This is a genomic window from Collinsella aerofaciens, from assembly GCF_015557435.1.
GTDB classification, from domain to species: domain Bacteria; phylum Actinomycetota; class Coriobacteriia; order Coriobacteriales; family Coriobacteriaceae; genus Collinsella; species Collinsella aerofaciens_Z.
The window spans coordinates 13,265-25,915 of record NZ_JADNOH010000014.1 but is presented as its reverse complement, the minus strand read 5'-3'; the positions used below and the strand labels follow the sequence as shown (position 1 = coordinate 25,915).

General features: G+C 62.3%; 13 protein-coding genes. 1 reads left to right on the top strand and 12 read right to left on the bottom strand.

The features are described from left to right. Positions 1–59 precede the first annotated feature (59 nt). The 10 genes from rplS to rpsP all read right to left on the bottom strand — a co-directional run bounded on the left by rplS (position 60) and on the right by rpsP (position 10,074). Positions 60–401, bottom strand: coding sequence for a 50S ribosomal protein L19 (rplS, locus tag I2G43_RS01175; RefSeq protein WP_006236098.1), 342 nt, complete (start codon positions 399–401; stop codon positions 60–62). 209 nt (positions 402–610) lie between these two features. Continuing rightward, entirely contained in the window at positions 611–3,361 is a 2,751-nt protein-coding gene (gene ppdK / locus I2G43_RS01170) for a pyruvate, phosphate dikinase (RefSeq protein ID WP_195534782.1), read from the bottom strand. A 250-nt stretch (positions 3,362–3,611) separates the two neighbouring features. Beyond that, the gene (locus I2G43_RS01165; RefSeq protein WP_195534781.1) at positions 3,612–4,478 is read right to left on the bottom strand and encodes a pyruvate, water dikinase regulatory protein; all 867 of its coding nucleotides are present in this window, start codon (positions 4,476–4,478) and stop codon (positions 3,612–3,614) included. A 34-nt stretch (positions 4,479–4,512) separates the two neighbouring features. Beyond that, entirely contained in the window at positions 4,513–6,609 is a 2,097-nt protein-coding gene (glyS, locus tag I2G43_RS01160) for a glycine--tRNA ligase subunit beta (RefSeq protein WP_195534780.1), read from the bottom strand. Positions 6,610–6,612: 3 nt separating this feature from the next. Next, on the bottom strand, positions 6,613–7,524 hold the full coding sequence (locus tag I2G43_RS01155; RefSeq protein WP_117820562.1) for a glycine--tRNA ligase subunit alpha: 912 nt from the start codon (positions 7,522–7,524) through the stop codon (positions 6,613–6,615). A 59-nt stretch (positions 7,525–7,583) separates the two neighbouring features. After that, entirely contained in the window at positions 7,584–8,147 is a 564-nt protein-coding gene (lepB, locus tag I2G43_RS01150) for a signal peptidase I (protein ID WP_195534779.1), read from the bottom strand. Between the two features lie 2 nt (positions 8,148–8,149). Further along, positions 8,150–8,908 (bottom strand): tRNA (guanosine(37)-N1)-methyltransferase TrmD, encoded by a 759-nt coding sequence (gene trmD / locus I2G43_RS01145; protein ID WP_195534778.1) that lies wholly within the window; start codon positions 8,906–8,908, stop codon positions 8,150–8,152. A gap of 10 nt (positions 8,909–8,918) precedes the next feature. Then, positions 8,919–9,410, bottom strand: a complete 492-nt coding sequence (gene rimM / locus I2G43_RS01140) for a ribosome maturation factor RimM (RefSeq protein ID WP_324249476.1) — start codon at positions 9,408–9,410, stop codon at positions 8,919–8,921. A 34-nt stretch (positions 9,411–9,444) separates the two neighbouring features. Further along, on the bottom strand, positions 9,445–9,690 hold the full coding sequence (locus tag I2G43_RS01135) for a KH domain-containing protein (RefSeq protein WP_171021534.1): 246 nt from the start codon (positions 9,688–9,690) through the stop codon (positions 9,445–9,447). 42 nt (positions 9,691–9,732) lie between these two features. Then, positions 9,733–10,074 (bottom strand): 30S ribosomal protein S16, encoded by a 342-nt coding sequence (gene rpsP / locus I2G43_RS01130; protein ID WP_022094749.1) that lies wholly within the window; start codon positions 10,072–10,074, stop codon positions 9,733–9,735. A gap of 201 nt (positions 10,075–10,275) precedes the next feature. On the opposite strand from rpsP, the gene dinB reads away from it, so the two are divergent. Next, positions 10,276–11,529 (top strand): DNA polymerase IV, encoded by a 1,254-nt coding sequence (gene dinB, locus I2G43_RS01125; protein ID WP_195534776.1) that lies wholly within the window; start codon positions 10,276–10,278, stop codon positions 11,527–11,529. A 99-nt stretch (positions 11,530–11,628) separates the two neighbouring features. On the opposite strand, the gene rsfS is transcribed toward dinB, so the two are convergent. Beyond that, entirely contained in the window at positions 11,629–12,084 is a 456-nt protein-coding gene (gene rsfS / locus I2G43_RS01120; protein ID WP_195534775.1) for a ribosome silencing factor, read from the bottom strand. 27 nt (positions 12,085–12,111) lie between these two features. Beyond that, positions 12,112–12,645 carry a bis(5'-nucleosyl)-tetraphosphatase (symmetrical) YqeK gene (gene yqeK, locus I2G43_RS01115; RefSeq protein ID WP_195534793.1) on the bottom strand — a complete coding sequence of 178 codons (534 nt, stop codon included), beginning with the start codon at positions 12,643–12,645 and terminating at the stop codon, positions 12,112–12,114. Positions 12,646–12,651 lie beyond the last annotated feature (6 nt).

The window sequence follows — 12,651 nt, the reverse complement described above, 5'->3', positions numbered from 1 at the left end:
GAAGGGCCACCCGAAGGTGACCCTTGTGTCCAAACGAGTGGACAGACGCTGCGATCTTCTTAGCGCTTCTCGGGGATGCGAGCAGCCTTGCCCACCTTGTCGCGGAGGTAGTACAGCTTGGCGCGACGGACGCGACCATGACGAACGACCTCGAGCTTGGCGATCTTGGGGCTGTGAAGCGGGAAGGTACGCTCAACACCGACACCGAAGGACATCTTGCGGACGGTGAAGGTCTCGCGGGCACCGGCGCCGGCCATGCGGATGACGTCGCCCTGGAAGACCTGAATGCGCTCGCGGTCGCCTTCCTTAATGCGGTAGTGAACCTTGACGTTGTCGGCGACGCGAACCTGAGGAATGTCCTCGCGGATCTGCTGACGCTCGATTGCGCGGATGTAATCCATGTGCAATTCCTTACTCTTCTAGAGGTGCCGTACCACCTTGGCCGGCACGTAGTTGAACAAACGTATTCGAGTATACACGCGCGGGTTTCTGCTGCAAGAACAATTTTTTGCGCAGACAAAAAGACAAAACCCGCACATGATAACCGCCCGTCTCACGAATGAGACGGGCGGCATGAAGGGGGCTACGCTAGGCGTCTAAACCCAAAACGTTAGGCGGAACGCTTGGCCTCGAGCTTGGCCTGAGCGGCAGCCAGGCGCGCGAGGGGCACGCGATAGGGCGAGCAGGACACGTAGTCCACGTCGGCCACGTTAAACAGGCCCTTGATGGACTTGGGGTCGCCGCCGTGCTCGCCGCACACGCCAAAGTGCATGTCGGGATTGGTGGCGCGGCCCTTCTCGACGGCCAAGCGCACGAGCTCCAGCACCGCCGCGTCGATGGTCTCGAAGGGGTTGTCTTTCAGGATCTTTTTATGCATGTACAGCGGGATGAACTTGGCCTCGGCGTCATCGCGCGAGAAGCCAAAGGTCGTCTGGGTGAGGTCGTTGGTGCCAAAGCAGAAGAAGTCGGCATGATGGGCGATCTCGTCAGCGACCATGCAGGCACGCGGCAGCTCGAGCATCGTGCCCACGGGAATATTGAGCTCGACGCCTTCCTCGGCGGAAACCTCGGCGATCACGCGCTCGATAACCTCGCGGGTCTGGACATGCTCGGCCGTGATGGAAACGAGCGGAACCATGATCTCGGGGCGCGGGTCGACACCCTCCTTGATAAGGCGGGCAGCGGCCGTGGCGACGGCGCGAACCTGCATGAGCGGCAGATCGCCAAAGACGACGGACAGGCGCACGCCGCGCAAGCCCAGCATGGGGTTGGACTCGACCATGCCGTCAATGCGACGCAGGCGGGCGCGCAGGGCAGTGAGCTCCTCCTCGGGAGCGCCGGCGGCCTCCTTCTTGGTGATGGCGACCTCGAGCTCGCGAGGATTATCCAGGAACTCATGAAGCGGCGGATCGAGCAGGCGGACGACCACATCGCGACCGGACATGGTCTTGAACATCGCCAGGAAGTCCTCGGTCTGAACCTTGAGCAAGTCGGCCAGGGCCTGCTGCTTCACGGCCTCATCGTCAGACAGGATAAAGCTCTGGATGATGTTCTTGCGATCGCCCAGGAACATGTGCTCGGTGCGGCACAGACCGATGGCCTCGGCGCCAAACTCGAGCGCGAGCTCGGCATCCTCGGGGTTGTCGGCGTTGACGCGCACGCGGTTGGCGTGACCGTCGGTCTCGTCCAAACGGATCTCATCGGCCCAAGACAGGATGGTGTCCAGGTCGCCGGTGAGCTCTGCAGAGACCAGGTCGACCGCGCCGTCGACGACGATACCCTGGGTGCCGTCGATGGAGATGACATCGCCCTCGCGCAGCACGCGGTCGCTGCCCTCGATGCGCACGACCTTCTCTGCCGCGTCAATGTGGAAGCGCTCAACGCCGCAAACGCAGGGCGTACCCATGCCGCGGGCGATAACGGCGGCATGGCTCGTCTTGCCACCGTGGCTGGTCAGGATGCCCTCGGCGGCGACCATGCCCTTCAGGTCGTCGGGGTTGGTCTCCCAGCGGACCAGAATGACCTTGTGGCCCTCGGCGGAACGCGCGACGGCGTCATCACTCGAGAACACGACCTCGCCCACGGCGGCACCAGGGCTGGCGTTAAGGCCGCTGGCCAGGGCCTCGTACTTCTTGGAGGCGTCGAACTGCGGGTGCAGGAGCTGGTCGAGCTGCGCGGGATCGATGCGGCTCACAGCCTCCTCGCGGGTGATGAGGCCCTCCTCGACCATTTCGATAGCAATGCGCAGGGCGGCAGTGGCGGTGCGCTTGCCCACGCGGGTCTGGAGCATCCAGAGCTTGCCCTGCTCGATGGTAAACTCGATATCGCACATATCGCGGTAATGATCCTCGAGCGTCAGGAACACGCGCTCGAGCTCCTCGCCTGCGGACTCGAGGCCCGAGGTGGTCTTGAGGTCGGCGATGGGCTCGGTGTTTCGGATGCCGGCGACGACGTCCTCGCCCTGGGCATTCACCAAAAAGTCGCCATAGAACTCCTTGGTGCCGTCGGCCGGGTTGCGCGTAAAGGCGACGCCGGTCGCAGAGGTCTCGCCCTTGTTGCCAAAGGCCATGGCCTGGACGTTGACGGCGGTGCCGAGCTCGTCGGAAATGCCGTGCTGCTTGCGGTAGATGCAGGCGCGCTCGTTCATCCAGCTGCCAAAGACGGCCTGGATGGCAAGGCGCAGCTGGAGCTCCGGATCGTGCGGGAAAACGGGCTTACCGTCGGCGACCTCGAGCTCGGGATACAGGGTCGCCTCGACGTTCTCGGAGAAGATGCCCTTAAAGGTCTCGACGAGCTCCTGCAGGTCCTCGGCCGAAAGCTCGGAATCGACGCGAACGCCAGCGACCAGGCGGGCCCGGGTCAGGGCGTTTTCGAACAGGTCGGCGTCAACGCCCATGACGACGTTTGAGAACATCTGGATAAAGCGACGGTAGCTATCCCAGGCAAAACGCGGGTTTTGCGTCTGGGCGATGAGACCCTGAACGGAGTCGTCGTTGAGGCCCAGGTTGAGGACCGTATCCATCATACCGGGCATGGAAAACGGAGCGCCCGAGCGAACCGACACGAGCAGCGGATCGGAGGCGTCGCCGAGCTTCTTGCCGCAGCGGGCCTCGAGGTCTGCCTCGGCGGCAACGATCTCGTCGAGTGCGCCTTCGGGCCAGACGTTGCCGGCACCGGAGTACTCGACGCAAGTCTGGCAGGTAATGGTAAAGCCACCGGGAACCGGCAGGCCGATGCGGCTCATCTCGGCAAGGTTTGCGCCCTTGCCGCCAAGCACGAAGTTCATGGACTTGTCGCCCTCAGTGACACAGGTGCCCTGGGCGTCGGTTCCAAAACGGTAAACCCTCTTGCAATCGCTCACGATACTTCCCCTTCCATGCGCTTACGCGCACGACCGTGGTAACGAATCGACCCGCCGGATGCGGGCCGTGAGGGAACTATACGGCCGGATTTGAACGGGCTTGAGCAGAGGATACGCGGTTTGGTAAACGTGCTAAAACTGGCGGTAAACGGTAGGTAAAGTTGGTTACCTTATGAAGATACCACTACAATAAAAAAGCAGGTCAGATGCGATGTTTTTGCTAAATCGCTTTATCAAAATGATACTACTATTAGGCGCGGCGGGTGGCTCGGCGGGCGCGAGCTTCTTGGATTTCCTCCAAGTGGCTGATGATCTCGGCAGCGCTTTCCTCGATGGCCTTGCCGTCGGTACGCACCACAAAGCAGCCCAGGCGCTTCATGAGGGCGCGAGCTTCCTCGAGCTCGCTGCGCACGCTCTCGGGCTCGGCATAGGAGCCGGCGACGGCACGGGCGTAGTCGTCGCCCAAGCGGCTATCGCGAATTTCGGAAATCACATCGACGGTCGAAATCAGGCCGAACAGGCGCATCGGGTCAACCTCGTAAATCGACTTCGGCGGCTCCATGCCATGGGCCAACGGAACATTGGCAACCTTGTAACCTTGATAGGCCAAATACATCGACAACGGCGTCTTGGACGTGCGCGATACGCCCAGCAGCACGATATCGGCACCCGACAGATCGTCGCAACCGCGCCCGTCATCGTGCTCAACGAAATACTCCATGGCCTCGATACGATGGAAATAGCGGTCATCGGTCCTGTGAATCACGCCCGCAACGCCCTTGGGCGGCACACCGATGAGCGACGACAGCACGGCGAGCGTCGGACCGATCAGGTCGACCGAGCGAATGTGCAGCATGCCCAAGTAGTCGAGCACACGAGCACGAAGGGCCGGATCGACAATGGTGTGGAACACGGCAATATCGCGATGGTCCGCATCGACACGCGGGCCCACAAACGATTTAACCTGCTCCACCGAGGTCACCTTGGGCAGGCGCAAGAGATGAAAAGCCCCTTCATCAAATTGCCCGGACGCCGCAAGCACCACCTCACAAGCGGTATCACCGAGCGAGTCGGAGATAACGATAACGGTGGGACGAGCGGTGACCGGGCAATCCATGCGGGGCTCCTTTTGCGCTTATGCGCAGGCTAGCTTACTTTTTGCGGGCAAGCTCACCGATGTTGGCGATGCCGGAGAAAACGGCCTCGAAGCGGTTGAGCAACTTAAGGCGATTATCGCGGAGCTCCTCGTCCTTGTCCATGACCATAACCTCGTCGAAGAAGCGGTCGATGGGGGCACGCAGGGCGGCGAGGGCGGCAAATGCGGCCGGGTAATCCTCGGCAGCAAGGGCGGCATCGACAGCGGTCTGGGCAGCCTCGGAGGCGTCGGCAAGCGCAAGCTCGACCTCGCCCATCAGGCTGCGGTCGTACTCCGCACCCAGCTCGGGCTTGGAGATGTGCGCGGCGCGGGCATAGGCGGTAGCCAGGTTGTCGAACGTCTCAGCGTCGTTCTTGCGGGCCTCGTCGAGGGCGGCGCAGCGGGCGAAGAAGACGGACGGAGCGATGATGTGCACCGCGGAGACGGCGGCAACGGTATCGGCCGGGATCTTTTCGTCACGGGCCATGCTCACCAGGCGGCCATGGAAGAAGTCGCGAACCTGCTGGGCGACCTCGGCGGCGTCGAACTCAATGCCCTGCTCACTGTAGAGCTCGAGGGCGAAGTCGATGAGCGACGTGGGGTCAATCGGCAGGCGGTCGCGCAGGATGTTGATGATGCCGATAGCGGCACGACGCAGCGCATAGGGGTCCGAAGAGCCGGTCGGGGGCTCGCCGATGGAAAAGATACCGGCGATGGTATCGAGCTTGTCGGCGCAGGCCACAATGCAGCCAGCGGTGCCCTCGGGCAGCTCGTCACCGGCAAAGCGAGGACGATAGTGATCGCGAATAGCATGGGCGACCTCGTCGTTCTCCCCCATCGCGGTCGCGTAATAACCGCCCATCACGCCCTGCTGGCTCGTGAACTCGACGACGGCGTTGGACACCAGGTCGGCCTTGCACAGGTGCGCGGCGCGAGCAGCGTCGGCGGCAAGATGGGCGCCCAGGTGAGCCTCGCGGGCGATAGCGAGCGCGAGCTGCTCGATGCGCTCGGACTTGGCGAGCACGCTACCGAGCTTCTCCTGGAAGGCAACCTTGGCCAGACGCTCACGGAACTCGTCGAGGGAGATCTTCAGGTCCTCCTCGTAGAAGAACTTTGCGTCGTCCAGACGGGCGCGCACGACGCGCTCGTTACCGTCGATCACGCGCTCGGCGTTCTCGGGCTTGCTGTTGGAGACGACCACAAACTCACGCGTGAGCTTACCCTCGCCGTCATAGATCGGGAAGTAGCGCTGGTTGGTGAGCATGGACTCGCAGATGATCTCATGCGGGACCTTGAGGAACTCCTCATCGAAGGTGCCGACGAGCACCGTCGGCCACTCGCAGAGGTTGATAACCTCCTCGAAGACCTTCTTGGGCGTATCGACATGGCAGCCGGGGCGAGCGGCCTCGACCTCGGAGATACCGGCAAGGATGGCCTCGCGACGGCGCTCGGCAGAAAGCACGCCGGCGTCCTCGAGTACCTGCTCGTAGGCGGCGGGGCTGGCGACAACGTGGTCACCGGGGCCGAGCACGCGATGGCCGCGCGTGGTGTTGCCGCTCGTCACGTCGGCAAATGACACAGGCACAACATCCTCGCCCAGAAGGCAGCAAATCCAGCGGACCGGGCGCACGAAGGTGGCGTGCTCGTGGCCCCAGCGCTGGGAGCGGTAGTTGGGCCACTGCAGGCCGGCAATGGTCTTCTCGCACAGGGCCGTCAGGATCGGGGTTGCCGGTGCGGAGGGAATGTTCTTCTCGGCAAAGACGTACTCGCGACCGTCGGTGTCCTCGCGACGGACCAGGTCCTCGGCAGCCACGCCGCACTTGCGGGCAAAGCCCTGGGCGGCCTTAGTGGCGTTACCGTCGGCGTCGAAGGCGATGTTAGCCGCGGGGCCACGCTTGACCTCGTGGACCTCATCGGTCGCGGTGGCGACATCGGCAACGAGCGCGGCCAGACGACGCGGGCTCGAGATCACGCGGACCTCGCCGTGGGCCAGACCGGCCTCGTCGAGACCCTTGGCGATCATGGTACCAAGCTGCTTGACGGCATTGTTCAGCGGTGCGGAGGGCATTTCCTCCGTACCGATCTCAAACAGGAAATCCTTAGCGTCTGCCATGGCTTACGCCACCTCGCCTTCCTGGTCGGCATTCTCGTTGATTCCGGCGACCTCGGCCATGTAGGCCTCGCAGCACGCCTTGGCGACGGCGCGGACGCGCAGGATGTAGTTGGCGCGCTCGACCGCGGACAGCGCGCCGCGGGCATCGAGCAGGTTGAAGGCGTGGCTGCACTTCATGACGCAGTCGTAAGCCGGCAGCGGCAGCTTGCGCTCCAGGCAGGAGTGGCACTCGGCCTCGTAGTCGTCAAACTTCTGACGCATCATCTCGACGTTGGCGACCTCAAAGTTGTAAGCACTGAACTCGCGCTCGTTCTCCAGGAACACGTCGCCGTAGGTCATGGGCGTGCCGTCGGGCAGGTAGCTCCACACCAGGTCGTAGACGGAGTTGACGCCCTGTGCGTACATGGCGATACGCTCCAGGCCATAGGTGATCTCGACGGGCACGGGGTCGACCTCGATGCCGCCCACCTGCTGGAAGTACGTGAACTGCGTGACCTCCATGCCGTTGAGCCAGACCTCCCAGCCAAGGCCCCAGGCGCCGAGCGTCGGGCTCTCCCAGTCGTCCTCGACAAAGCGGACGTCATGGTCGTTGGGGTCCAGGCCGATGGCGGCCAGCGAGCCCAGATAGAGCTCCTGAGCGTTGACCGGCGAGGGCTTGATGAGCACCTGGAACTGATAGTAGTGCTGCATGCGGTTGGGGTTCTCGCCGTAGCGGCCGTCGGCGGGACGGCGGCAGGGCTGCGCATAGCAGGTGCGCCACTCGGCGGGACCGAGCGAGCGCAGCGTGGTCGCGGTATGGAAGGTACCGGCACCGACCTCGGAGTCATAGGGCTGCATAATGACGCAGCCCTGCTCGCCCCAGTACTGCTGGAGGCGCAGGATGATGTCTTGGAAGGAAAGCGATGAAGCGTTCATGCCTCTAATATCCCCTCGTCGAAACGATTACACGGTTAGGTACTGTACTATAGCGGTTTTTAGTCGATAGCGCCGATGCGGTTGAGCGGCCAGTAGCGAACGAGTGCCACTGCAATCAAATCGGAACGGTCGACCGGGCCAAAGTAACGGGAGTCAGCAGAGTTCTCACGGTTATCGCCCATCACCCACACGCACCCGTCGGGGACAGTGTAGGGATAGCTCACCTGAGCGCCGGGAGCTTGGACCGAAAGCGGCCAGCTCATGCCGGTCGTATAGTCCTCGTCGAGCGTCTGGCCGTCGACGACGACCTTGCCGTCCTGGAGGTCGACCGTCTGGCCGGCGGTGGCGATAACGCGCTTTACGAGCACATCGTGCTCGGAGGTACCATCAGGGTTATGGAACACCACGATGTCGCCCTGTTTGACGGGCTGGCCGAGCTCAAGGGTAACCTTTTGCGCCAGAATCTGATCGCCAATCTCAATCGTGGACTCCATGGAGCCGGTGGGCACCACAAAGGGCTCGACCACAAACGTGCGGATCAGAAAGGTGGCGGCGAGCGCGATCGCGACAACCGCGATCCACTCAAAAGCGCCCCTCAGCGCGGAATGCTGCGATGGAACCATACTCACTCCTCGCTCTGCGAATACGAAGCGTCCAGGATTTCCTGAGCAAATGCGCGCTCCTCGGACGTAAGCCGCGCCGTCTCGATAAGATCGGGGCGCCAGCGGCAGGTGCGCTCGATGGCATTCTTACGGCGCCAGGCGTCGACTTTGGCGTGGTCGCCGCTCACGAGCACCAGGGGCACACCCTCGCCGTTGAACTCGGCGGGACGGGTGTACTGCGCGTACTCGAGTAGGCCACCGTCCTCAGCGGTCGAAAACGACTCGTCCACGTTGCTCATCTCATCGCCCAAGGCGCCGGGAATGAGGCGTACGACGGCATCGGCAACGACCATCGCGGGCAGCTCGCCGCCCGTGAGCACGTAGTCGCCGATCGACAGGCGCTCGTCGGCATACGCATACGCGCGCTCGTCGACGCCCTCGTAACGGCTGCACACGAACAGCAGGCGCTCGCTTTTGAGTAGGCGCTCGGCCACATGCTGCGTAAAGGGCTCGCCACAAGGAGTAAAGAACACCACGGTGGGCTTGGGGCCCTCGGCGCCAATGGCCTCGATGGCCTCGGCAATGGGTTCGACCTTCATGAGCATGCCCTGTCCGCCGCCATACGGCTCGTCATCAACGGTGCGATGGCGGTCATGCGTCCAGTCGCGCAGGTTATACGCCTTAAAATCAAAAAGGCCGGCCTTGCGGGCGCGGCCCAAGATCGATGTGGACATGACGGGCTCAAACATCTCAGGAAAGACCGAAAGGGTCTCGATCAGCATGTTGTCCTCCCTACTTGTCCGTATCGATCAAGCCGTCCATAACATGGACGGAAATTGTTCCTGTGTCGGGAAGATCGAGCACAACCTGCTCGATCACGGGAATCAGCACCTCGCCGTACCGATCGCCCTCGACAACCCAAACATCGTTGGCGGGCGTCGACATGATCTCGACAATCGTTCCGAGCGAACCGAAGCGCTCATCGACCACCTCGCGACTCATAAGGTCGGTATAGGCAGCGTCGAGTGAATCAAGTTCAAAGTCATCACGGTTAGCCAGCACGTAGCATCCGGTAATGCCCTCGGCGGCTGTCAAGTCGTCAATGCCCTCAAACGAGACCAGATCGCCATCGCCCGTATCGGTAACGGACATGACCGTGCAAAAACGGTCACGCTTGAGCGCCGGCGGCGTCAGGGCGACGCGCATACCCGGCTCCAATACAGAAGGAAGCCCCCGCAGCGGTTGCGCGAGGACCTCCCCCTTCCTTCCGTGCGGCTTGACCACACGGGCGATGTTTTTGTACTGGGACCTCAAGGTCCTAGCCCAGAACCTCTACCTCGACAGCAGTGTCGAGGCGAGCGGCCAGTGCACGGGCGAGCGTGCGAATGGCCTTGATGGTACGGCCACGACGGCCGATGACCTTAGCGACGTCATCCTCGGCAACCGAAACCTCAATCGTGGAGGCGTCGTCACCATCGATGACCTCAAGGCTCACGGAATCCGGGTCGTCGACGATCTGAACAACGAGATATTCGACGAGATCGGCGATGCGATCTGAGAGCATTGCCTCACCCTCGAGCTGTGCAGCGTCAACCTCAGGCACGATTTACTCCTCGGCGCCCTCAGCGGCCTCAGCGGCAGCCTTAGCGGCCTCGGCCTCTTTGGCGAGCTGCTTCTTGGACTTCTTGACGACGGTCTCGGTCTTCTCGCCCTCGTTGGCGGCCTTGACCAGAGCGGCGACAGCGTCGGTGAGCTGAGCACCCTTGGACTGCCAGTCGGCGATCTTCTCGAGGTCGAGGTTGATGGTCTTGGGGGCGGTCATCGGGTTGTAGCGGCCAACCTCCTCGATGATACGACCGTCACGCGGGGCGCGGGAATCGGCGACGACGACACGGTAGTACGGACGCTTCTTAGCGCCGTGACGAGCAAGGCGAATCTTGACTGCCAAAGGAAACTCCTCCAACCAAGCAGCTTTAGGCTGCAACTACAAACAAACAGTTGAACATAATACGCCATCGACGCGGGCAGGTGAAGTCCGTGAGACCAACTTCTTCGGTGTAGTCGAAGGCAAATCCATATCTTAGACAAGAATTCACGATTTGCAAGCACATCCACGCACCCCACATGAGCTGCGCGGTATACTCATGACATGGAAAGACGCGAACATACATACGGTTATGAGGATGCTGCGGGCGTCACGCCGCCGCCCTGGACGGGTCCGGCGGTGGGCCTGATGGACCTCGATGCGTTTTTTGCCAGCGTGGAAATGCTCGACCATCCCGAGTGGCGCGGCAAGCCGCTCATCGTGGGCGGAGACGCCGAATCGCGCGGCGTCGTGTCCACGTGTTCGTATGAGGCGCGCCGCTTTGGCGTGCATTCCGCCATGGCCTCGGCCGAGGCACGTCGCCTGTGCCCGCAGGCGATTTGGACGCATGGGCACTTCGATCGCTATCGCGAGGTGAGCGCACAGGTCATGGCGATTCTCGCCGACGAGACGCCGCGTGTGGAGCGTGTGTCCATCGATGAGGCCTTTATCGACATTACGCCGGGACGCTTTGCGCCCGAGGACCCGCTGCTGGTGGCGCGGCGCATCAGCGATCGCGTGGCGGCGCTGGGAGTGACCTGCTCCATTGGCGTCGGCTGCAACAAGACGGTGGCCAAGATCGCGAGCGAGCGCGACAAACCGTTTGGTCTGACCATCGTGCGCCCCGGCACGGAGCAGCGTTTTTTGGCCGCGCTGCCGGTGTCTGCCATGAGCGGCATCGGCCGCTCTGCCGAGGAGCGGCTGCGCCGCATGCGCATCTTTACGCTGGGCGAGCTTTCTCGCGCACCGGAGTCAACGTTGGCCTCTATTTTTGGCGTGAATGGCGAGCGTATGCGCCAGCGTGCGTTGGGGCTCGAGGTTTCTGGGGTCACGAGCCTGGATGAGGAGCGCGAGGTCAAATCGGTGAGCAATGAACGCACCTTCGCCAAGGATTTGACCGAGCGCGGAGACATTGAGGCAGCCATTGCACTGCTGGGCGAGTCGGTTGGGCGCCGTCTGCGCCGTCAGGGGCTTACGGGCGGCACCGTGACACTCAAGCTCAAGTATTCGTATGGCAGCGGTCGCACGGCACAGCGCAGGCTTCCCCACCCCACCGATGACGAGAATATCTTTGTTGCGGTTGCCCTCGAGCTGCTCGACAACATCTGGCAGGAAGGTATGCACGTGCGCCTGGCCGGCATCGGCATGAGCGACTTCAACCACCAGGGCGGCATCCAGACCGACCTGTTCTGCGAAGTCGATGACCGCGGAGCCCAGTCCAGCGACCGACGCGACCTGTCCGTTGCAATCGACGCCGTCCGAGACAAATTCGGCGACACCGCCCTATCCTTCGGCCGCCAATCCCGCTTCAACGATTAGCTACTTTTGGGCAAAAAGAAAGCCGGGCAGCTGCGGAAAAGGCGACTGCCCGGCGAAATACTTGAGGGTAGCTAAAAAAGCCCCGTCCCAAATTAACTACTAGAGGAGGTTGAGGGGGAGCTGGGGAGCGTCGCCCCAGAGCTTCTCGAGACGATAGAAGTCGCGTGCCTCGGGGGTGAAGACGTGGACGACGACCGAGCCGTAGTCCATGAGCATCCAGGTCTTCTGCTCGCGACCCTCGATGGAGAACGGGTGCTCACCGCAAGCCTCGGCGACCTTCTCCTCGATCTCATCAACAATAGAATCGACCTGACGGTTATTGGTACCGGTTGCGAGCACAAAGTAGTCGCACACGTCGGAGAGCTCGGTCAGATCGAGCACCTGCACGTCCTCGCCCTTCTTGTCGTAGGCGGCCTGCGCGGCGGCGCGGGCGACATCCTCGGCGGCAACACCGCTCGCGGGCAGCGAGGCGGCGGTGCGGTCGGACGTGGCGGCGAAGCTCTTGTGCTCCACACCCTCAAGAATCTGCTCGTCAGTCATGGTCTCATCGGCCATGGAATACCTCTTTCTAGACAGCCCAAGCTAGCGCAGCTGGGCGTAATGGTTGTAAATCGTAATAGCTGTGGGATAAAGATAACGCCCGGTCTGGATCACATAGACCAGACCCTGCGCAAAACAGGAGAAGAACAACTCGTCGAGCGTCGACTCCCCCACCATCTTGCGTAAGCCATGGGCGTAATCGCCGTGACGGTTGGGCTCGATGGCATCGGCCACAAAGACCACCATATCGAGCGGCGTCATGTCGCAGGCGCCCACGGTGTGACGGTCGACAGCCTGAAAGACCGCTGGCGAAAGCTCGGGAAAGAGCTGCGGAAGCTCATAAGCGGCAACCGGGCCGTGCAGCAGCGGCGTCGCGGCAGAGGGAGAACCGGCGACCTTGATGCCATAGTGCAGCGCACGCGCCACGAGCTCATCATCGGAGAGCACCTTGTCCCAGTCGTGAATCAGGCCGGCGGCAGCGGCATCAAAACGATTGACACCATACACCTCGGCAAGATGTAGCGCGGTCTCGGCAACGCCCAACGAATGGACATAGCGCTTGCGCTTGTCCTTCATGCGAAC

Excerpts from the sequence above, each read along its gene's own strand:
- trmD (WP_195534778.1), bottom strand. The coding sequence starts at position 8,908 with ATGCTGATCGAGACCCTTTCGGTCTTTCCTGAGATGTTTGAGCCCGTC.
- rplS (WP_006236098.1), bottom strand. The coding sequence starts at position 401 with ATGGATTACATCCGCGCAATCGAGCGTCAGCAGATCCGCGAGGACATT.
- glyS (WP_195534780.1), bottom strand. The coding sequence starts at position 6,609 with ATGGCAGACGCTAAGGATTTCCTGTTTGAGATCGGTACGGAGGAAATG.
- rsfS (WP_195534775.1), bottom strand. The coding sequence starts at position 12,084 with ATGGCCGATGAGACCATGACTGACGAGCAGATTCTTGAGGGTGTGGAG.
- I2G43_RS01135 (WP_171021534.1), bottom strand. The coding sequence starts at position 9,690 with ATGCTCTCAGATCGCATCGCCGATCTCGTCGAATATCTCGTTGTTCAG.
- I2G43_RS01155 (WP_117820562.1), bottom strand. The coding sequence starts at position 7,524 with ATGAACGCTTCATCGCTTTCCTTCCAAGACATCATCCTGCGCCTCCAG.
- dinB (WP_195534776.1), top strand. The coding sequence starts at position 10,276 with ATGGAAAGACGCGAACATACATACGGTTATGAGGATGCTGCGGGCGTC.
- I2G43_RS01165 (WP_195534781.1), bottom strand. The coding sequence starts at position 4,478 with ATGGATTGCCCGGTCACCGCTCGTCCCACCGTTATCGTTATCTCCGAC.
- lepB (WP_195534779.1), bottom strand. The coding sequence starts at position 8,147 with ATGGTTCCATCGCAGCATTCCGCGCTGAGGGGCGCTTTTGAGTGGATC.
- yqeK (WP_195534793.1), bottom strand. The coding sequence starts at position 12,645 with ATGAAGGACAAGCGCAAGCGCTATGTCCATTCGTTGGGCGTTGCCGAG.